We start from the raw sequence: 21532 nt of genomic DNA on the forward strand, positions 1-21532 counted from the left end.
GATGATGTTGTTTTAATTTACGCTTTATGCACCGTTTATTGTGCTAAAAATCCACGTGCGCGAAGTAATGGCTCAATACCGGCTTCTTTTCCTCTGAACTGTTTATACAGCATCATTGGGTCAGCACTGCCACCTTTGGAAAGGATATTATCTCTAAACTTTTGCGCGGTTTCTGGGTCAAATATGCCATTTTCTTTAAATGCTTCAAAGGCATCAGCTCCGAGAATTTCAGACCATAAATAACTGTAGTAACCCGCTGAGTAGCCTCCGGCAAAAATATGTGAGAAATAGGTGCTTCTATAACGAGGAGCAATTTCAGGTAATAAACCCATTTTCGCCACTGATTCAGCTTCAAATTTAGCCGCATCATGCACCGTATTATTTTTAAGGGTATGCCAGTCTAAATCTAAATAAGTTGCTGCCATATATTCAACGGTAATAAACCCTTGATTGAATTGACTTGCCGCTTGAATTTTATCCACTAATTTTTGTGGAATAATTTCACCGGTTTCATAATGCTTAGCAAATTGCGCTAACACTTGAGGTTGTGTCATCCAGTTTTCCATGACTTGAGATGGAAACTCGACATAATCTCGTGGCACGCTGGTACCTGATTGTGAGCGATATTTTACATCAGAAAGTAAACCATGTAATGCGTGACCAAATTCATGGAATAAGGTGCTGGCTTCATCAAAGGTTAACAGAGAAGGGCGGCTTGCCGTCGGGCGAGGGAAGTTTAATACGTTTACAATAATGGGTTTAGAGTCAACACCATTCATGTTGTATTGCTGACGATAAGCATTCATCCATGCGCCACCACGTTTGGTTTCACGGACATAGAAATCACCTAAGAATATCCCCATTAGGCTGCCGTCTTTATCATAGACTTCCCATGTTCTCACATCAGGGTGATACTTTGGTAAGTCAGTACGTTCTTTAACGGTGATACCAAATAAACGGTTGGCAGTATAAAACACCCCATCTAATGTGCTTTCTAAAGAAAAGTAAGGCTTAGTTTGCTGTTCATTAAAGTCGTATTTTGCAACACGAATCTTGTCTGAATAATACCACCAGTCCCAAGCTTGTAATGTAAAGTCACCGCCTTCAGCATCAATTAAACTTTGCATATTTGCGACTTCTGTTTTGGCTTTATTAATTGCAGCAGGCCAAATTCTATCTAGCAGTGTATAAACGTTTTGAGGATTTTTTGCGGTTCGGTTTTCTAACACGAAATCAGCGTGAGTGTTGTAACCCATTAGGGTTGCTCGTTCAGAACGTAACGCTGCTATAGTGGCTAAGATAGCTTTATTGTCATTGGCATCATTATGATTAGCTTGGTTAACATATGCTTTATAGATTTTTTCTCTAAGATCACGGTTATCAGCGTAGGTTAAAAAAGGCGTGATTGAAGGACGGTGTATGGTGAAAACCCATTTTCCATCATGACCTAGTTTTGTGGCTTTTTGTGCTGCTGTATTGATTACACCTTGAGGCAATCCAGACAAATCGTCTTGGTTATCAATAATCAGTTTAAATGCATTATTTTCTTTTAAGACATTATCACCATACTCAATGCTGAGTTTGCCTATTTGTTCGTTTAAATCGCGTAACTTTTGCTTATCTTGTGGTGATAAATTAGCCCCACCACGAGTAAAAGATTTATAGGTGTCATTAAGTAGCTTAGCTTCAGAAACCGTTAAATTTAAGCTTTCTTGTTGCTCATATACTGATTTAACCCGTTGGAAAAGTTTATCATTTAAGTAAATGTCATCTCTTGCTGATGACAGCATTGGTGACACGATCTTGGCAATATCTTGTAAGTCTTTATTAGTATGTGCGCCAGTTAAGTTATAAAAAACACGGCTAACTTTATTCAGTAAATCACCCGAAAACTCCATCGCTTCAATGGTGTTGGCAAAGGTTGCTGGTTTAGCATTATTGCTAATGGCGGCAATTTCTTGTTGCTGCTGTTTTACACCGGCTTCAAATGCAGGCAGATAATGCTCTGGCTTGATGTTGTCAAAATCGGGTATACCAAAAAAGGTATTATAAGGCTTAAAAAATGGATTATTTGCCGATACTTCAAGTTGATTTTGTTGAGTTTGCTCTGTGTTAGTTGCTTGCTGTGGGGTGGTTGAACAGGCTGCTAATGTCAGTGAAATGGTGATTGCCGCGACGAGTGGCTTCAGCGGTATTCCCTTCATTGTTATTCCTTATTTTTTGTTGAACTTCCCGAGTTGAGATCGGTGATATTTATCTCGGTTATTTTACGTGTTTCAAATTCAGAAAAAAACGTTACTTTGTAACAAAAAAAACGATGTAAACACAATAGTGTTACATCGTTTTCAGAGGTGTCACGGATGTTTGAGAAGGGTTACGGTTTTAAAATAACCTTCACAGAGCCATCAACATCAGCTTCATCTATATAGCCAATGGCATTAGGGTTGCCTGCGACTGCTGCTTTCATTGCCGCTGCTGTTGCTACGGTTGCTGGTGGATTCCCTTTACCAGTAAATACCTGTTTAGACCAAAATGCTTTTAATTGTGCATCTGACTTACCCGTTACGGTATTGTGAAACTCAGTGCGAATCGCATTACCTTCATCAAGTTCATAGACCACAATTGATGAATTACCTTTACCTAAGAAGGCTTTTTTAGCCTCTGATGCAGACATATCACTGGCACTTGGGTTACCGATAACCACTACTGCAGCATTAGCCGCAAATGTAACACCTAAACTAAGCGTTAATATTGATAGTAACTTCTTCATATTATCGCTCCTTAAAATACTGCATCAAATTTAACGGTGTATACCATGCTATCGTCATACATGTTTTCACCCGTCATGAGTAAAGGAAGAAGGTTTGGAGACATACCGCCAGTAGTATCACCAAAATCAGTTAAGTAGGTGACATCAAACTTTAGCGCGACATTATCAATGGCATCCCAACGTAGGCCGACACTATATGCGGTACGTTCTTCATTTAACGCTGCAGAAAGTTGTGCGGCTAACTCTGGTAGCGGAATCGCGCCTCTTACATCGTTATCGGTTGTTTTAACATAAGCTGCCGTGACGTAAGGGGTGAATGATGAAATTCTATAGCCTAACGTTAAATAAGCTGATTCGGTATCCGCTAATAAACCTTCAATATCAACCGTGGTCCATTCTGCAACAGCTAAGAAACTTCCGTTATCATAACTACCACCCAAACCATTGAATGTTGCTTTTTCATCATCAACGCCTAGACCGCTAGCCGTGCCATCTAGCACGGTTTCGCCGTAGACGGCTCTAAAGGTCCAAGTTAAATCAGTCCAAGAAGCGTTAATGCCCATTAAATTAGATAGATCTAAATTGGTGTCGCTACTGGTGTCAGACTCGACTTCAACATCTGATTCGCCCCCAAATGCTTGCACTGTTAACGTTGAATCATCAAATTCAAAGTCATAGGCTAAATCAACACCGGTGTACGATGAAAATGGCACTTGGTCGTAAACTTCTCCCGGTGGGCGCGCGAATGGCTGTGCGTATCCCACATCTAAATAATCAGAATACATAAATAATGGAACCCGTAGTTTACCGCCACGAATTTTTATACCGTTGTCAAAACGATGAGATAAGTATGCCCATTCAGCTTCAACATCCCAGTCATTCTCGCCTTTCATCATCAACTGTAAAACAGCTTGGGTATTGTTGCTTATATTAAATGTGCCTTGAAAGCCAATTTTGCTATCTTGACTGAAGTCAGCACTGGTAGTGGCACCGTTGTAACCGGCGTTATTATCAGCGCTAATGTAAGCACCGCTGATGAAACCATTAAAATTAAATTTGTCTGCAAGACTCTTTGTTTGCTGTGCTTGCAAAGATTGAACTTGTTGCTCTAGCTTAGCAACTTTTGCCTCTGTGCTTTCATCCGCTAAAACGGCTGATGGCAGCAATGCAATAGAAATCGCTATAGGTAGCGCTTTCAAATTAAAGTTCATAGTGTTACTCCTTTGACATCTCTCATTTACCCGAAGGCTTTTTTTATATTGCTATATTTATATAGCTAATAATTCTACAACTAACCAATTTTGTTATGTTTTTTTACACATTAACCTGATTGGTTACGGCTTTAATCTGTTTGCCGACTAAGTTCACAGCAGAATAGAGTTGGACCTGAACCGAAAAAGGGTCTGAATTAGGCTGACCTTGTGTTTGATTTTAAAATTACACCGCTTCATGCAGGCCTTTTAGTAAATTATCATTCACTTTCATAGCGTTAATGACATGAATGTGGTTGGATTATTGCGATAACCGCATAGGTTTTACTGTGTATCGGCGAGGGGTAAACTATCTTTAATTTTTGTTTAAATATTTTTTATTCAGTGAGTTAGGGGTATTGGTTTTGGTTGGTACTAATAATGAAAGGTGAGTAATGGCATGGATAACTTGAGGAATTGTTTACCTATGAAGTTGCTGTTAATTTCGTTTTTAATATGATGGGCTTTATGAGGGTGAAAAATCACGTGGCCTTAATTTGACATAAGGCCACAAATTGTAAATTAATGACCTACGGTAAGTGAGCCTGCTCGTCTAGGATCTGATGAACCGTATAACCCTTGCTCGTCCACTAAAATAGATTGAGTACTGCCAATTGAGTGTTGCACTTTGGTTTTATGACCTTTAGCTTCAAGTAACTTAATGGTGTCTTTATTTAAAGTACGCTCAATCCAAAGCGAGTCTGGAAGCCATTGATGGTGGACTCTGGCTGCTGCAGTCGATTCTGCAATATTAAGATGGTGGTCAATAACATTTAAAATAATTTGCAGAGTGATATTAATAATTCTTGACCCCCCAGGGCTGCCTGTTACTAAAAATGGTTTACCATCTCTCATTACAATGGTTGGGCTCATTGAGCTTAAAGGACGTTTATTAGCTTGCACCGAATTTGCGTCGCCTCCAATCAGACCATAGCCATTTGGCACGCCAGCTTTCGCTGAAAAGTCGTCCATTTCGTTATTCAGTAAAATACCCGTCCCTTCGGCCACTAAACCTGAACCATAGCTAAAGTTTAATGTATAGGTGTTAGACACGGCATTACCCCATTTATCTACCACCGAATAATGGGTGGTTTGAGGGCTTTCTTTGATGCCAAAGTTGGCTGGTTTAATCTCACTACTTGGGGTGGCTTTGTTCAAGTCAATTTTACTGGCAATTTTTTTGGCATAGGCTTTGTCGGTTAATTGTTGGGTGGGGACATCAACAAAGTCAGGATCGCCTAAAAATTCGCTTCTATCTGCGTAAGCATATTTCATTGACTCAGCCATAACGTGAATGGTTTGAGCGGTGTTATGGCCGTATTCAGACAGAGGAAAGTTTTCTAAAATATTAAGCATTTCAATTATATGTACGCCACCAGATGATGGGGGAGGCATAGATACCACTTCAAAACCTCGATAAGTTCCTTTAACGGGTTCACGTTCAACCACTTGATAATTCGCTAAATCATCAAGTGTCATTATGCCGCCAGCTTGCTGAATCGTGTTAACGATCTTTTCTGCTGTTTCGCCTTGGTAAAACCCTTTACTCCCTTGTTTGGCAATTAACGATAAAGAATGGGCTAGCTCTGATTGCACTAGGGTATCGCCAATGTCGAAATTGCTGCCATCAGCTTGATAGAAAATAGCTTTAGAGCTTGGCCATTGGCTAATTCTTCTTTTGCTACCCGCCAATGAGTTTGCCAAGTCTGAGGTGATGGTAATGCCTTGCTTAGCCAAGTCGATAGCCGGTTGGATAACTTTTGCTAAAGGAAGGGTACCGTATTTGTTTAAGGCTAATTCCATGCCCATTACCGTGCCGGGAACACCTACGGCAAGTCCGTGTTCACGACTCAATTTAGCGACAGCGTTACCGTGCTCATCTAAAAATATATCTTTATGGGCTTTGTTGGGAGCAGTTTCTCTATAGTCAATTGCTATGGTTTTATTGTCTTTCGCTAAATGGACTAACATAAAGCCACCGCCGCCAAGGTTTCCTGCTCTAGGTAGGGTGACAGCAAGCGCGAATCCAACTGCAACAGCAGCGTCAACGGCATTACCGCCTTGCTTTAATATATCCACACCAATTTGAGAGGCAATGGCTTCTTGGCTTGCCACCATACCCTGTTTGGCGAAAACGGGTTGAGCTGTGGCGATATCACTAAAAATGGCTTGCTCAGTAGCGTGAGCGCTGCTAGAAAGTGTTGCGACTGAAAAAAGCGTGAAACTACAAAGAGTCGATAAAACTAACGGGGTTAATTGTCGTAATGGGCGCACAATATTATCCTTTATTATTGCTTTAATATTTATAATGATTCGACTGTGCCACAGCTAAGATAAAATTGGTATGCTTATAAACGCAACTTCTGTTTAATCATCATTAATAAGGATATCTGTGCCAGAAAGCATTTCATTTATGCATGTTAATAGTATCGAAACTATAGGGCCAGATAACTGGTGCCAATGTTTTGGTCAATCTAACCCGTTTAATCGATACGAGTTTTTATCTGCGTTAGAGCAATCTCGTTGCATTAATCTAGATACGGGCTGGCAGCCATATCATTTGATGGTGACTGATTCTAAAACCCAAAAGCTAGTTGCGGTTATGCCTATGTACATTAAGCACCACTCATGGGGTGAGTATGTATTTGATTGGGCTTGGGCTGAAGCATATGAGCGTAACGGGTTAGGTTATTATCCGAAATTAGTGACCAGTATTCCTTTTACCCCATCTGTTGGTACACGTATAGGATTGACTGATGAGCTAACACCAGCGGAGCAAACCAGTCTGTTATCAAAGGTGAATGATTATCTGGTTGAGCATATTAATCAGCATGGGTTTTCATCTTGGCATGGGTTATTTGTGACCTCCAATGAAAATACTCTGTGGCCTAAACAAGGTGTGATTAGTCGTCATGGGGTTCAATTTCATTGGGTTAATCATCAGTACAATAATTTTGATGACTTTCTTAACCGCATGACCTCTCGTAAAAGAAAAACCATTAAAAAAGAGCGGGCTAAGTTAGCGCAATATAATCTTAAGTTTTCATTTGTTATTGGCTCTGAGGCCTCGGACGATGATTGGCAACACTTTATTGATTGTTATCAAATTACCTATCACAAAAGATCTGGCCATAGCGGATATCTTTCAGGAGCATTTTTTAAGTTACTAAAACAATTTATGGGACAAGATATCCGTTTGCTGTTGGTGAGTGATGAAAGCGGAAATAAATTAGCTTGTGCTTTGTTTTTTGTATCGCAAACCCATTTGTATGGACGTTACTGGGGAACAAAACAAGAATTAGATGGACTGCACTTTGAAACGTGTTATTACCAAGGGATTGAATACGCGATTGAACACGGCTTAGCTATTTTTGATGCAGGCGCCCAGGGTGAGCATAAGGTTGCCAGAGGATTTGAACCTGTAACAACCTTTTCAAAACACCTTGTTGCACATGAGCAGTTTGCTGATGCCATTGGTCATTATTGTAAACAAGAGCAGTTACATATGTCGCTGTACCAGCAGCAGATGACTAATATGCTGCCTTTTAAATCCAAATAACCCTTTATTCCAGCGCTAACCACACACCAACCAGCATCATTAAGCTGCCTGCTATACGGTTCATCCAACGAATGTTATCGCCTTTAGATAAGAAGATACGCAAGCTTTTTCCACCACTGGCGTAAGCCAACATTGAAAGGCTCTCGGTCACCATGATCACTGCCAACAGCACCAGTAATTGTGGTGCGACGGGTTTATCCACGGTAATAAATGGTGGCAATAATGAAATCATAAATGCCCAGCCTTTAGGGTTGGCAATTGCGGTGATAAAGCCTTGGCTCATTAAACTTAACCTGCGGGTATTGATTGCTTGGCCATCAATTTGCGCCATTTTACCTTTAGCGCGCCACATGTTGATGCCAATATAAATTAGATAAAGCCCGCCAAGCCATTTTAATCCTTGAAAAATCTGTGGGTAATTTAGCATTACACTGGCAACACCTAATACCGCCGCAACAGCAACAATGGCAACACCGACTAATTCACCTAGCATCATCCATAAAGTTCTTTTTACCCCAATGCTCATGCCTAATGTCATGGCGAGAGTCATGCACATTCCGGGTGTGATAGAGACAAAAAAGAATGTAGGAATAAACACAGCAAGTACGGCTAAATCAGGCATAAGTAACATCGTTATTGTAAAATGAGTGGCGATTCTAATGGGTTAAACAAACAAAAACCAGCACAAGGCTGGTTTTTTATTTATGTGACTTTTAGGCTAGTCAGTCGGTTATAAAACGCCTCGACGCACTTGATCACGTTCAATAGATTCAAATAAGGCTTTAAAATTACCTTCACCAAAACCCAGGTTATTTTTACGTTGAATAATCTCAATGAAAATAGGGCCAAATAAGTTTTTGGTGAAAATTTGTAATAAATATCCTTCTTCATCACCATCAACCAGAATTTGGTGATGTTTAATGCGATCACGGTCTTCGGTTACTTGAGGCAACTTTTCAAAAATGGTGTCGTAGTATTCAGGGATGATGTCTAATGTTTCAATGGATGTGCCTTCCATCGCGTCTAATGAGGCAACGATATCTCGGCTTCTAAAGGCTAAATGCTGAACACCAGGGCCGTTATACTCGTTTAAGTATTCATCAATCTGGTTGTTGTTATTGCCTTTACCTTCGTTAATTGGAATACAGAAGCTGCCGTCTGGAGAACGAAGGGCATATGAAACCAGTGCGGTTTGTACACCGCTAATGTCAAAATAACGAACCTCAGTAAAACCAAAAATATCTTTATAGAAGTTAGCCCACTTTTCCATGGTGCCTTTGTAGACATTGTTAGTTAAGTGATCAACTTCCATAAACCCTTTATCGGCTGTAAAAATGGGTTCATCTAAATCAACAAAATCAGTTGCATAAATATTGTTTTGCTCACCAAACACATCGATGAAGTAGATAAGGCTGTCACCAATGCCATAAATAGCTGGATAAGGTAAATCTTTATTACTGTCACCAGCAGGTTTGGCACCACGTTCTACTGCAAGTTTAAAGGCGAGTTGTGCGTCTTCAACTCTCCACCCCATTGAACAGATGGCAGGACCATGAGATTTAGCAAATTCAGCTGAGAAACCACTGCGGTTTTTGTTCAGCAAAAAGTTAATGTCATTTTGTTTGTAGTAAACAATGTCGTTATCTTTGGCTTTTTTTAGCATTGAAAAACCAAAGTCTATAAATACTTGATGCATAAAGTTAGTGTCTGGGGTGGCAAACTCAGTAAATTCGATGCCTAAAAGTCCCAGTGGGTTTTGTTCGCTAGCCATGATGTTTTCCTTTTCCCTGTATTCATTTTAGGGAGATTCATTAATGTATTTAAAGTTAATGGTTATGTATTGATTTAGTTTTCTAACCATGAACGGTTGTAATCTTCACTCATGCAGTTTTTTACATGAGAGGTTAAATTTAATGGGGCGAAAGTATCGACCATTACCGCATATTCGTACGTTTCCGTTTTACCTATTGAGGCTTCGGTTTTACCCGGTTGAGGCCCGTGAGGTACGCCTTTCTGATGTAAGGTCATATAGCCTGCTTCAATACCGGTGCGGCTCATGAAATCGCCGTCGACGTAATACAACACTTCGTCACTATCAATATTGTTGTGGTAATAAGGAGCAGGTATCGATTGAGGGTGAAAGTCATACAGGCGAGGGACAAAATTACACACCACAAAGTTGTTGGCGCTAAATACAATATGATCAGATGGTGGCAGGTGAATTTTGCCCACTTTAGGCGCATATTCAGTGATATTAAATGCCCAAGGGTAAACGCATCCATCCCAACCCACTAAATCATATGGGTGCCATTCAAGTTGCATTTGCTGATATTTGTCACCGAACTTACAAACTAATGAAAAATCACCCTGCTTGACAACAGCTTGTTGAAGTTGAGGTGTTCGAATATCACGTTCACAATACGGGGCTGATTCAAGTAATTGACCGTATTCATTTCTAAAATGCTTTGGTACTTCAACCATTGAGAATGATTCAATAACAAACAAACGAACATTTGAATAATCGGTAAACTTCAGTTGGTAGGTTGTTCCGCGGGGGATCACTAAGTAATCCCACTTTTTAACGGCAATTTCACCGTATTCACTAGTAAGTGTGCCTTCACCTTCATGGACAAACACTACTTCATCAGCATAGGCATTACGATAAAATTCATGCGTGTCTTGGGTAACCTTTGCGGTGTACAGCGCAACATCTGTGTTAAAGAATATTTTATTACGACTGCTGAAAAAATTACCATCGCAATCAGCTTTTCTGGAGTCTAATTTATAGTTTTGAATTAGGGTATCTTGCCAGGCTTCGCCATGTTCAACTTGATAAGGCTTAACTTCCATGACCTTAGTTGGCATATTGTGATGATATTTATTTGAATAAATATTAGAAAAACCGTGAGTTGAAAATAACTCTTCTCGGTAAAGTTCACCATTTTCTTTTTCAAACGCAATATGGCGCTTATGCGGAATTTGACCTTGTTTTATATAAAATGGCATTGTTGATTCCTTAAACAGTTCGCAAGTTAATATGCTGCTTAGCTCTTTTTATTATGTGTTATTGCGATCTACGTCACGTATATCATTTCAATTTAGTTGCTGGGATGAACAAAAAAAAGAATAATAAAGTGTTTAAGATAATCAAGTTTTTCGATTGTAATGATTTGATTACATAAGTGGCAGATTATTAATACAGAGGTCATTTGGGTTCAGCTATTTTCGGGGAAGTTTATGCGTATTGATGTAGATGCTTTTCATGTGATTCAGGTGCTGGTGGAAGAGGGCAGTTTTGCTAAAGCATCAGAGCGCCTACACAAAGCACAGTCTGCTGTAAGTTACCAAGTAAAGAAACTTGAGCAACATTTAGGAGTGACGTTATTTAATCGTGATAAATATCGAGCTGAATTGACACCAGAAGGCCACGTCATTCTTGCTGAAGGCCAGCGGTTACTACAACATTTGGCCAATATTGAACACTTAGCCACACGTTTTAGTGATGGCTGGGAGCCAAAGTTGCAGTTGGTGATTGATGGTGCCTTACCCATGGAGCCTATTATGTCGGCACTTAAACGCATGGCAGAGCACAATATACCGACTAAAATCCAACTTAATATGGAGTTTTTAGGAGGGGTGCAACATAGGTTTGAACGTGATGGTGCTGATCTTATGCTCGTTAAAGATTACAATGCAGGCCCCAATTATCATCCTAAATCACTGCCCACCATCACCAGCTTATTGGTAGCCAGTGCCTTTCACCCATTAGCGTCGATGCAAGGGGTTAGCTTATCTGAACTACAGCAACATGTTGAATTAACCATTGAAGACTCTTCTCCGCATAGAAACCTACGTGATGAAATGCAATTTGGTGGCGACAAAGTATTTTATTTATCAGGCTTTATGATGAAAAAGAATGCGCTTTTAAATGGTTTGGGGTTTGGCTGGATGCCAGACTTTTTGATTACCGAAGAATTACAGTCAGGTGAATTGACCCAAGTTGATTTTGTTGGTGGTAATCGATTTAGTTTTACCCCTAAACTTGTATCAACGCTTGAGCGGCCACTTGGACGTGCTGGTCAACTGTTTACAGATTTGATTTTAGATGAATTTACTCAGTTTGAAGGCCAAACTATAAAATCACGCAATATAACGGGGTTAGGTTAATATTAACTCAACTGAGTTTAGGCTAAATAAGCAGACTTACATTTTACAAAGCAAAGGAATAACCATGACCAAACAATGTCACGAAGTTGATTATCAAATTATTGGCTCGAGTATGCAGTTAGTAGAAGTTGAGCTTGACCCCGGTGAAGCGGTGATTGCTGAAGGCGGAGCAATGAACTTTATGGAGCCTGATATTAATTTTGAAGCCAAAATGGGTGACGGTTCTGATCTTGAGTCAGGCTTTTTTGGCAAAATTTGGGGGGCTAGCAAGCGAGCATTTTCTGGTGAAAGTATCTTTATGACTCATTTTACCAATGAAGGAAATCAAAAACGAAAAGTCGCTTTTGCTGCGCCGTATCCTGGCAGTGTATTAGCGATTGATTTATCAAAACACAATGGTGAGTTAATTTGCCAGAAGGACAGCTTTTTAGCGGCGGCTTTAGGCACCAATGTCACATTGAAGTTTAATCGTCGTTTAGGTAGTGGTTTTTTTGGCGGCGAGGGCTTTATTTTACAAAGCTTAAAAGGTGATGGTATGGCATTTATTCATGCTGGTGGCACCTTGATTGAAAAAGAGCTGAACGGTGAAACATTAAGAGTCGACACAGGCTGTTTAGTCGGTTTCACTTCAGAAATTGATTACGATATTGAACGAGCGGGCTCATTGAAATCGATGGTTTTTGGTGGCGAGGGGCTATTTTTAGCTACGTTATCAGGGCATGGTACGGTGTGGTTACAATCATTACCTTTCTCACGTATGGCTGACCGAATTATCTCTCATGCGCCTTCTTTAGGCGGTAAAACTAAAGGAGGTAAGTAGAAAGGTGAACATGTCGTAACAAGCATGAATCAATCCAGCTTCGCTGGATTGATTCAAAATAATCTTGCTTGAGTATGAGTGAGTTATTAGTACTCAGCTTTAGGTACCACAGTTTGACCAATAGGGGTTAAACTTAATAGGGCTAGTTTTAAATGTTGAATACCAAATGGAATACCAATAATACTGATAAAACAAGCCAGTGCATGCGTTAAGTGACCAATGGCTAGCCAAATGCCGAAAAACACAAACCAAACAATATTACCGATCATACCAGCAGAGCCTGTACCGATATCTTCGTAGCCTTTAATTTGTTTTCGACTGACACTTTCTTGACCAAAAGGCCAGAAAGCCATTTCTCCAATGACGAAACAAGCACGACCAAATGGAATCCCAATAATTGATATAAAGCACAAAATACCTGCAAGCCACCAAGCTAGACCCATTACGAATCCACCGAGTACAAACCAGGCGATATTAAAAATTAATCTCAAAATAGTCATATTGTTGATATTACCTTTTTTACGTTGCATATATGATGTTGTTTAGTATTAATAAGCTAAATTTGTGCCAGTTTTTAATTTTCAATTAAAACATGGGTTTAGCCTTTCTGCCTGTTGGTATAACTCATTGATTTAACGGTTTTGACTAACAAATAAGTAAAACTGACCAAAATTGGTTAAAATAAAGGTCGCTCATCATTATTATGTCACTGCATTCAGGCGCTTAGGTCATTATATGTTCACTAATAGTCCAACCCAATCAATTACATTGTGGGATAAGCAAATTTTCGTTAAACGAGATGATTTGTTAGATACCCACTTCAGTGGTAATAAAGCGCGAAAATTTTATCATTTTTTAGTCAATGATTTTCCTCATATAAAATACATTGTGGGTTCAGGCTCCGCTCAGGCCAACTCGCTGTATTCATTATCAGTTTTGGCCAAAATGAATGGCTGGCAGCTTGATTATTATGTCAGCCACATTAGTGAACAGGTTAAATCTCAATATACATCCTCAACTGCCTCTCAAACTAATTATGCAAAGTCGCTTGAAAATGGTGCCAATGTGCTAGCTATTGATTGGCAACGACAACAATTTAGTGACTGTGAGCATTTAGATGATGCTATTGAAGTTTTAAAGCCACAGTATATTGAACGATATGGCGATAAGGTGTTGTTTGTGCCAGAAGGTGGCCGTTGTGAGTTTGCTAAAACTGGCTTGAAACAGCTCGCTGCAGAGGTGCTTGAATGGAGTAAAGCAACAAAGCAGAATGATGTGGTGGTATTTTTGCCTTCGGGAACAGGCACAACAGCGGTATATTTAAATCAACAACTGGCTTTGCTTAACGCTTCAAACGATATTAAGGTTCAAGTTGCTACCTGCTGTACAGTGGGAGATGAAAGTTACTTAACTGCCCAATTTAGTCAGTTAGTGGACGATGTTCACCTACACCCAATTATTTTGAATGACGGCAAAAAGTATCACTTTGGTAAGTTGTATTTACCGCTTTATCAGCTTTGGCAGGAAGTGCAGCAATCTACTGGAGTAGAATTTGATTTGTTGTATGACCCAATAGGATTATCAGTATTAAAACACCATCTGAATAATCCGATTTTTGCTGATAAAACTGTGCTGTATTTGCATCAAGGCGGCTTGATCGGCAACCATAGTATGTTGAAACGTTATCAGCGAAAGTTAGCTAAAACTAATGTGAGAAAAGTAGAACGAGGGTAATATAGGTTGTTGGTCAATTTGCTCTGTTTTAATAAACATTCGGTAATTGAGAGGAGAATACCGTTAGCCAAGCTTATTAAATAACAGAGCAAATGAAACACGTAAAACGTGTGAGAGTATTACTTATTCGAACTAATAAGCCATTTCATAAAGTTTAAGGCTTCAGTACGTTTAGTAAAAGTGGTTTTGTTTTTACCTTGTGAATCAGTAAAAGCAATTGAATTTTTGTTTGACGAAATTGAATTAACTGGAAAATTAACTGTAATTTCATGTCCGTTAGCATGGTATGACATTATCATACTCCTTCTTATCTATGTTCACCCTTGGGTGATAAAAGTTTACCAATAAAATTTCCTTAACATTTTTAGTGTTGCGAAAGATTTAATTTTCTTCAGTAAAATACCTTATCAATCTTACACTAATCAAGTGTTTTAAAAGAGAAAAATGAGGTTTTAATCATGTTTTTTGATTAATTTTTTTTAACCTATTTCTATCACGAAATAATTAATAGTTATTTCGCTAAAACACTTGGTAGTTAGTTGACCACAGGTTTATGACACGTCGATTACAATGCAACAATTTATGCGTATGAGATAAATACCATAAAGCATTGAGACGAATTGGTTTACAAAGGAAGTTGAGCAGACGTACAGCAGACTTTCGTAAGGTAAACAAATAAACAAGGTATAAAACTTGTAGGGAAATTAGCATTAAATAAGGATGTTAGCAAGAGATATTAACAAATCTCTTACTGACATCACGATATTATTGACAAGTCGTTCAAAACAGCAAGCTTTGTCAGCATTTTAGCGCGACAAAGCTGTGCTCAATTATCAGTAAATCAGCTCGCCGATTGGGTTTAACAATTTACTGAACCCTTTTGTAAAATACAACGGTGCGTCCACGATGGTATAACAAAGGCAACCATCTATTGTTTTAGGCGAGTGCTGATGATTTTCATCAAGCAATATAAAATCGCCAGGTTGGTAGGAGTTAAATTCGTCAAAAAATTCGCCGGCGAGCAACAACGTGAGCTCTGTCCCTTTATGAGTATGCTCGGGTATTTCTCCATTGGCTGCAATATGCAATAAACTTGCCCTGGCTTTATCTTCACCGGTATCAAGCCTCAATCGACTAACTTTACCTATGCCTTGCCAAGGGTGATTGACTTGTTGCCTTAGTGCTCTAGGGATTTTGAAAGTATCCCCTTTAATGGTGACATGGTCGACTCCATCAGGTTCAGCGCGACCATGATAGTTATCAAGATCATCCAACGTGGTAGACATTAGTTGTTCAAGCATATCTGACATGTCGGTATCAATTTCAGCGGTACTGTTAGTGATTTGAAAAGCTTCATCACTAGCCGCATCATTCAACTGGTTTAAATTTTGTTGGCAGATAGAACACAGTTCAGCGTGAGCAGAAATCGCAATTGACATAGATAAAGGCAATTCACCCGCAATATGGAGAGCTAATAATTGCTCATTTGGATGGTAATTAATCATAATGCTTCTCCATAAAACCTTTTAACTTCTCTAAACCTAAACGTAACCTTGACTTGACCGTACCAATAGGAATGTTGAGTTTGTCGGCCAGTTCTTGCTGTGTCATTTCTTGCATGTAAATGCCCTGAACTATCTGACGTTGCAGAGGCGGTAGGTCGTTTACATGTTGGAGTAATGTACCTGTTAGCTTGAAATCATCTTCGTTGTTTTCAGCGTCATCAGAATCAAAAAGTGGCCAAATATCATCACCAAAGGCGTCTTCTTTGTTGTGCTGAACCTTGCGCAGCATGTCAAAACATTGGTTACGCATTATGGTAAAAACCCATGTACTAACTGCAGCTTTATCAGGATTATACAAATGTGCTTTGGTCCACACTCTGGTCATTGTTTCTTGCACAAGATCCATTGCGAGACCTTGCTGATGTAATCTTTGATTACCGAATGAATTTATTTTGGCTCCAAAATGGTTAAATAATTTTGCAAAAGAAGCCTTACATCGGCTATTGGCGACGTTAATCATCAATTCAGATAATTGTTCTGGGCCGAGTTCATTTTTATTTGACACTTTAATCGCACCGTTACGTTTGACGTTCATTGTTCTATCATAACGATTTTGTGCTGTTTGTGGCTGAATATTTTCCATCAAATTCACTCGCATGTTGCTGACATAACTTTCATTACGCAGATACTGAGCCACTGGATCATATTTACTGTATTTTTTTATTCATTAATGATGTTTGTTAAAAAGTCTTGGGCAGCTTTATGGTCATGGCTATTTATAAAAGGATATTTTTCACTGCAACTGACAGGAATAATTTCTAACCAGCGTTGACAAACCCAAGCCATGTCGTTGAAGTCTTCAGCTTTATACCTTGCCAAATGCTGAGGGTATTGTTGCAGCAGGTTTTTGAGCATCTGACTTAACTTACCGTTTTCAATATTGATGTCCGGCTGTTTATCAGTGATTAATGACTTAGGCCAGTCAGGTATTAAGTTCACTTCTGCCCGTTTTAATCCATCACTTTCAACACTCATGTCTTCTATAACAAATTTTTGCTCGCCACGAATAGTAATGCCTAATAAGCCGTCATCTAAGGTTTCAAAATCGATAATGTGGCACAGCGTTCCGGTAGGGTAAATTTGCTTTTTAGATTCGTCAAACATACATAATCCAAAGCCACTGCCGGTTTTTAATGTTTCAGTGACAAGCCGTTTGTATCTTGCTTCAAATATGCGCAGTTGGCTGTATCCTGAGGGCAAAATACATATCGGTAATGGAAAAATTGGAATATTCATATATAACCTTATGCTTTTGAATTTTAATAATAATGTTTACGAAGTAAAGGGGCGAAAGGTTCATTATTGTTCAACCCAGATAATTGAATCGGCAGAAATGCCGAGCGTTTCCATCTTGGAAATAAAACGTTGTTGAGTCGCGGCATCAATGTGTTTATTGCGTGATAATATCCAAGCATATGTATTATCTGGACCTATGACTAAAGCGTCAGAGTAATGGCCATCGGGTTGAATAATCAGGTCGTGTATTTGATAAGCACCATAAAACGGACCAAAAAAAGAGACTTTTAACAAACCTTTATTCGATTCTTCAATGAAGTAGGCTTTTCCTTCTGCTTGATCCCATTGATTTGATTGCGTGTCGAATCCCTTGTTGATAACAGAGATTTTTCCAGAGGGTTTATCTAGTTGGTAATTGGCGGTGACTTTATTCATATTTCGTTCGAATGAATGATCAAGTCTGGCTATTTCATACCATGTGCCTAAGTATTTGTTGACGTCAAAATTGCTAACCACAGAAACCTTTTCATCAATAACAGTACAGCCAGTTAACAAACCCATTAATAAAATAGCCCTTATGAAAATAAAAGTTGCTTGCATGAATTACCCTCTTAAATATTGTTAGTAACTAAAGCAATGTACCCAAAGGCAGAAGATGGCTTTATTTCAGTGTAATGGTGTATACGTAAATATAACGATATTAGATCGAAAAATTAGCTCTAAATTTTGGCGTTAGCCCAGTTGTTCTAAGCATTGTGTTGTTGCTTTACAAGTGATTACTGGATAGTAATCAAATATTAAATCTAGTCAAAATTGATCTGATTTATACTACAATGACAATAAACAGCATGATGAGGTTTGATAGAGTTCGACTTTAGTGAAGCTAAACGGCACAAGATTGGTGAGAAATGATATGAAAAAAATGTTGGATACTGTTGATCAACGAACAAACTTAGTCGGCGAGAATCGACTTGAGCTACTTCTTTTTCGTATTAATTCAACCCAGTTATTTGCCATTAATGTGTTCAAAGTAAAAGAAGTCGTTAAAATACCGTCATTAATCAGTGTGCCAGGGAGTAATGGCAATATTGCCGGAGTGGCGAATATTCGTGGCATGTCTATTCCTGTTATCAACCTCAGAGAAGCCATAGGTTTTTCGCCCATGCCAATAACTCCAGACTGTAATCTCATTATTACCGAATATAACCGCAGTGTTCAGGGGTTTTTGGTGGGGAAGGTCGAGCATATCGTTAATATGACGTGGCAAGATATTATGCCTCCGCCAAAAACTGCTGGTAAACACAATTATCTCACCGCTATTACTCGTTTAGAATATCAGGGCAATATGCACTTGGTGTCTATTATTGATGTCGAGAAAGTGCTTGCTGAAATTATTGATTATGATATTCGTTTATCAGCAGGCATTTTAGACGAAAGCTTAAGCGGTAAATTATCTGGCAGAAAAATTTTGGTGGTTGATGATTCCAGCACTGCAAGAAAACAAGTAAAGGAAACACTCGCTCAACTAGGTATAGAAATTATTGAAGCAACAGATGGCTTGCAAGCGTTGAATTTATTGAAAAAATGGACAAGTGAAGGCAAGAATGTTTCATCAGATTTACTAATGATGATAACAGATGCCGAAATGCCTGAAATGGATGGCTATAAACTGACGGCTGAAGTGCGCTCAGATCCTCAAATGGCAGAGTTATATATCACCTTAAATACTTCTTTAAGTGGAAATTTCAATCATGCGATGGTTGAAAAAGTCGGCTGTGATGCGTTTATTTCTAAATTCCAGCCTGATCTACTCGTGACAGAAGTTCAAAATAGATTAAGAGATATTTTGAATTAATACTGTTAAATTTGCTGCATAAATTGTTGCTACTGGTCAAGATCTTCCATCAGTTCAGCCAATATTTTCTGTTGCATAGTTTTCGTTACGCCGTTATTTAATCGTGCTAACTTTATTGCGTGGCCAAAATTATCTTTACCAAGAAGGGTCACAAGTTGGGTGAGGAACCCGTTATCTAAAGCCATGGCATCACTATAGTGTTTTATCGCTTGGGTTAAATGGGTAAATTGCAGACCATCGAACTCAAAATCTAAACTAGCTTTACCAAACTGAAAAGGATCGTTTTCTAGCACTACGCCATCAATACTTAATGGCCAGCCTTTGGCGTTCATCCGTTGCTTGGCTATTTGATACATCATCCAAGCACTTTTTTTAAATCCGCCAAATATTTTACAGTCAAACTCTGATTCTTGTAATTCTTGTTCTGTCCAATTAACTCCGATAGCTAAGTCTTTTTGGTAGCGCGCCATTAGCTGATCTTTGACGGCTTCTCTGCAGTCCCAAATAGACGTCAGTAGTTGCTGCTTGGCAATTTTCAAACATTCACTACATGCAGGTACACTCAATGAAGGGTGGGGAGTGTGAGGCATACGCCAATAGGATAAGTGTAGATTACAAGGCTCTTCACAAAACCAGCACAGATGGCGTTTATCAAATGGAATATCAACTAAAGTGGGGGGCTGATTAGCTTCAGGCATGAGGTAATATCATTAAGTTAGCTATATAAAAATGCGCCGAATAGTCATTCAGCGCATGGGATACTTAGCGCGATAATCTGAAGCTAAATTATTCTTTTTCAATATCTACGAGGCTTTTTGCCAGTACGATAGGGTCGACTTCTAAACACTCTTCATCGTTTTCCCAATCGATGCCGACTAATACACCGTCATCGTTTAAATCGCCAACCCAGTATTCTAAAAAGTCCACTAACGTAATGCTTACCGCTTGATAATCAGCCCATTCATCAGTGCAGTGCTTTTGGGCTGCCGCTTCAGTAGACCATAATGGCATGACATCAGTTTCTTCATATTCCGATGAATCGCAAACAACCCAGCCTTCGCCGGTTTCGTCTTGAAGTCCCCAAACAACTTGGTGTTCTTTTACACTTTCAATGAAACTTGATAAAGCAGGATTTTGTTCGGTCATGATCATTCTCAATAATTAGGTTTAAAATCTAATTCATTATACTGCATAGCAACATTTGCTCAAGTTGCTATTTGTTAAACATTAATTAACCATTAAACTCGTTGGTTTTTCCACCGAACTCGCTTATTTCAAACTAAGTTACTCTTGTGCTACAGCGTGGTTTAAGTCACGATGTGGCTATCAACTTATTTGTCGTAGATTGGGTGTTTTGATGTTAAATGGTAAGTTTTTTTCTGTCCCAGTAATTTTAATGAGTGGCTGCTTTTCTTTTAGTGTTTTTGCCAATGACACATTTGACACATGTGTGGTCGATTTACAGCAAAAAGCCAAACAACATGGCATTTCACAACAGACTATTGATAACACTGTAGCAAATTTACAATTTGTCCCTAGAGTAATAGAGCTTGATCAACAACAACCTGAATTTACCACTACATTCAAAAATTATTACGACAAAAGAGTCACAGATTGGCGCATCAATGAGGGCCGAAAACTGTACGCTGAACACCGAAAGTTATTAAATAAATTGACTCAACAGTACGGCGTTCCGGGTCAGTATATTATTGCTTTCTGGGGGCTAGAGACTAATTACGGTAATTACAAAGGTAAAATGTCGGTATTAAATTCACTGGCAACTTTAGCTTGCGATCCTAGACGAAGTGATTATTTTACCCAAGAGTTAATGCAGGCGTTAACTTTGAAAGAACGTTACCAGTTTAGTGACGACAAAATGGTCGGCTCTTGGGCTGGTGCGATGGGGCATACTCAGTTTATGCCGACAAACTATCTAAAGTATGCGGTTGATGGAGATGGTGATGGCAAAGCGGATTTATGGAACAGTACTGCAGATGCATTAACTTCAGCGGCCTACTTTTTACAGCAATTAGGCTGGCAACCCACAGAGCGTTGGGGAAGGGAAGTGACCATTCCTAGCAATTATGATTATGCTTATTTAGGGGGCAAACATAAAAAATCACTCACCGAATGGGCACAACTGGGCATTAAACAAGTTAATGGTCAGCCTTTGTCGACTCCAGATATGACCGCATCTTTATATGCTCCAGCAGGGCACACTGGTCCCGCTTTTCTTGGTTATGAAAATTTTAATGTCATCATGCGTTGGAATCGGTCAGAGTTCTATGCTATCTCAGTGGGTAAGTTAGCAGACCAAATAGTTGGCGGCACGGGGATTGTAAAACCGTTACCGAGTCATGCTCGTTTAAGCCGTGAAATGATCAAGACCTTACAACAAAAACTCACACAAGCAGGTTTTGATGTGGGCAAACCGGATGGGGTGCTAGGCTCAAAAACGGTTGCAGGTCTGCAAGAGTACCAGCGTCAACAAGGGCTAATTGCCGATGGTTATCCAGATAAAGTCACGTTTGATAAATTAGCAATTGACCTAAACAAATTGCCGACACAATAAGCAT

At 39.2% G+C, this 21532-nt stretch carries 21 protein-coding genes; 6 read left to right on the forward strand and 15 right to left on the reverse strand.

Features of this window, described 5'->3' with window-relative positions:
• Window positions 1-35: 35 nt before the first annotated feature.
• The 4 genes from L2672_RS10325 to ggt all read right to left on the reverse strand — a co-directional run bounded on the left by L2672_RS10325 (window position 36) and on the right by ggt (window position 6294).
• Window positions 36-2204 carry a M3 family metallopeptidase gene (locus L2672_RS10325; protein WP_248995770.1) on the reverse strand — a complete coding sequence of 723 codons (2169 nt, stop codon included), beginning with the start codon at window positions 2202-2204 and terminating at the stop codon, window positions 36-38.
• A gap of 170 nt (window positions 2205-2374) precedes the next feature.
• Window positions 2375-2770: a phosphate ABC transporter substrate-binding protein gene (locus L2672_RS10330; protein WP_248995771.1), complete on the reverse strand. Its 396-nt coding sequence runs from the start codon at window positions 2768-2770 to the stop codon at window positions 2375-2377.
• Between the two features lie 11 nt (window positions 2771-2781).
• Complete coding sequence (locus L2672_RS10335) at window positions 2782-3981, reverse strand: porin family protein (RefSeq protein WP_248995772.1); 1200 nt, start codon at window positions 3979-3981, stop codon at window positions 2782-2784.
• A 561-nt stretch (window positions 3982-4542) separates the two neighbouring features.
• The gene (gene ggt, locus L2672_RS10340; protein WP_248995773.1) at window positions 4543-6294 is read right to left on the reverse strand and encodes a gamma-glutamyltransferase; all 1752 of its coding nucleotides are present in this window, start codon (window positions 6292-6294) and stop codon (window positions 4543-4545) included.
• 118 nt (window positions 6295-6412) lie between these two features.
• Between ggt and L2672_RS10345 the strand changes: the two genes are divergently transcribed.
• Window positions 6413-7579, forward strand: a complete 1167-nt coding sequence (locus L2672_RS10345) for a GNAT family N-acetyltransferase (RefSeq protein ID WP_248995774.1) — start codon at window positions 6413-6415, stop codon at window positions 7577-7579.
• 4 nt (window positions 7580-7583) lie between these two features.
• Here L2672_RS10345 and L2672_RS10350 read toward each other — a convergent pair whose 3' ends face one another.
• The 3 genes from L2672_RS10350 to L2672_RS10360 all read right to left on the reverse strand — a co-directional run bounded on the left by L2672_RS10350 (window position 7584) and on the right by L2672_RS10360 (window position 10585).
• Window positions 7584-8201 carry a LysE family translocator gene (locus tag L2672_RS10350; RefSeq protein ID WP_248995775.1) on the reverse strand — a complete coding sequence of 206 codons (618 nt, stop codon included), beginning with the start codon at window positions 8199-8201 and terminating at the stop codon, window positions 7584-7586.
• Window positions 8202-8309: 108 nt separating this feature from the next.
• Window positions 8310-9350 carry a 4-hydroxyphenylpyruvate dioxygenase gene (hppD, locus tag L2672_RS10355; RefSeq protein ID WP_248995776.1) on the reverse strand — a complete coding sequence of 347 codons (1041 nt, stop codon included), beginning with the start codon at window positions 9348-9350 and terminating at the stop codon, window positions 8310-8312.
• A gap of 74 nt (window positions 9351-9424) precedes the next feature.
• A complete protein-coding gene (locus tag L2672_RS10360) occupies window positions 9425-10585 on the reverse strand; it encodes a homogentisate 1,2-dioxygenase (protein ID WP_248995777.1) in 1161 nt (386 codons plus the stop codon).
• 231 nt (window positions 10586-10816) lie between these two features.
• Between L2672_RS10360 and L2672_RS10365 the strand changes: the two genes are divergently transcribed.
• Together L2672_RS10365 and L2672_RS10370 are read left to right on the forward strand one after the other, a co-directional pair.
• Window positions 10817-11746 (forward strand): LysR family transcriptional regulator, encoded by a 930-nt coding sequence (locus tag L2672_RS10365; protein ID WP_248995778.1) that lies wholly within the window; start codon window positions 10817-10819, stop codon window positions 11744-11746.
• 64 nt (window positions 11747-11810) lie between these two features.
• The gene (locus L2672_RS10370; RefSeq protein WP_248995779.1) at window positions 11811-12566 is read left to right on the forward strand and encodes a TIGR00266 family protein; all 756 of its coding nucleotides are present in this window, start codon (window positions 11811-11813) and stop codon (window positions 12564-12566) included.
• An 86-nt stretch (window positions 12567-12652) separates the two neighbouring features.
• On the opposite strand, the gene L2672_RS10375 is transcribed toward L2672_RS10370, so the two are convergent.
• Window positions 12653-13066 (reverse strand): YccF domain-containing protein, encoded by a 414-nt coding sequence (locus L2672_RS10375; RefSeq protein ID WP_248995798.1) that lies wholly within the window; start codon window positions 13064-13066, stop codon window positions 12653-12655.
• Window positions 13067-13301: 235 nt separating this feature from the next.
• Here L2672_RS10375 and L2672_RS10380 point away from each other — a divergent pair, with 235 nt between their 5' ends.
• The gene (locus tag L2672_RS10380; RefSeq protein ID WP_248995780.1) at window positions 13302-14300 is read left to right on the forward strand and encodes a 1-aminocyclopropane-1-carboxylate deaminase/D-cysteine desulfhydrase; all 999 of its coding nucleotides are present in this window, start codon (window positions 13302-13304) and stop codon (window positions 14298-14300) included.
• A 119-nt stretch (window positions 14301-14419) separates the two neighbouring features.
• Here the strand turns inward: L2672_RS10380 and L2672_RS10385 are convergent, their stop codons facing one another.
• From L2672_RS10385 to L2672_RS10405, 5 genes are all read right to left on the reverse strand, one after another.
• Window positions 14420-14593 carry a hypothetical protein gene (locus L2672_RS10385; RefSeq protein WP_248995781.1) on the reverse strand — a complete coding sequence of 58 codons (174 nt, stop codon included), beginning with the start codon at window positions 14591-14593 and terminating at the stop codon, window positions 14420-14422.
• Between the two features lie 540 nt (window positions 14594-15133).
• Window positions 15134-15805 carry a ChrR family anti-sigma-E factor gene (locus tag L2672_RS10390; RefSeq protein ID WP_248995782.1) on the reverse strand — a complete coding sequence of 224 codons (672 nt, stop codon included), beginning with the start codon at window positions 15803-15805 and terminating at the stop codon, window positions 15134-15136.
• The gene (locus L2672_RS10395; protein ID WP_420833151.1) at window positions 15798-16400 is read right to left on the reverse strand and encodes a sigma-70 family RNA polymerase sigma factor; all 603 of its coding nucleotides are present in this window, start codon (window positions 16398-16400) and stop codon (window positions 15798-15800) included. Before L2672_RS10395 ends, L2672_RS10390 begins: the two co-directional genes overlap by 8 nt.
• A 125-nt stretch (window positions 16401-16525) precedes the next feature.
• Window positions 16526-17101 (reverse strand): LON peptidase substrate-binding domain-containing protein, encoded by a 576-nt coding sequence (locus tag L2672_RS10400; RefSeq protein ID WP_248995783.1) that lies wholly within the window; start codon window positions 17099-17101, stop codon window positions 16526-16528.
• A gap of 63 nt (window positions 17102-17164) precedes the next feature.
• Entirely contained in the window at window positions 17165-17701 is a 537-nt protein-coding gene (locus L2672_RS10405; protein WP_248995784.1) for a lipocalin family protein, read from the reverse strand.
• Between the two features lie 313 nt (window positions 17702-18014).
• On the opposite strand from L2672_RS10405, the gene L2672_RS10410 reads away from it, so the two are divergent.
• The gene (locus L2672_RS10410) at window positions 18015-18956 is read left to right on the forward strand and encodes a chemotaxis protein CheV (RefSeq protein WP_248995785.1); all 942 of its coding nucleotides are present in this window, start codon (window positions 18015-18017) and stop codon (window positions 18954-18956) included.
• A gap of 29 nt (window positions 18957-18985) precedes the next feature.
• On the opposite strand, the gene L2672_RS10415 is transcribed toward L2672_RS10410, so the two are convergent.
• Window positions 18986-19654, reverse strand: a complete 669-nt coding sequence (locus L2672_RS10415; RefSeq protein WP_248995786.1) for a hypothetical protein — start codon at window positions 19652-19654, stop codon at window positions 18986-18988.
• Between the two features lie 88 nt (window positions 19655-19742).
• Entirely contained in the window at window positions 19743-20102 is a 360-nt protein-coding gene (locus L2672_RS10420; protein WP_248995787.1) for a DUF2750 domain-containing protein, read from the reverse strand.
• Between the two features lie 250 nt (window positions 20103-20352).
• On the opposite strand from L2672_RS10420, the gene L2672_RS10425 reads away from it, so the two are divergent.
• A complete protein-coding gene (locus L2672_RS10425; RefSeq protein WP_248995800.1) occupies window positions 20353-21528 on the forward strand; it encodes a lytic murein transglycosylase in 1176 nt (391 codons plus the stop codon).
• Window positions 21529-21532: the final 4 nt, after the last annotated feature.

Origin of the sequence: Shewanella gaetbuli (genome assembly GCF_023284065.1) — a bacterium.
GTDB classification, from domain to species: domain Bacteria; phylum Pseudomonadota; class Gammaproteobacteria; order Enterobacterales; family Shewanellaceae; genus Shewanella; species Shewanella gaetbuli.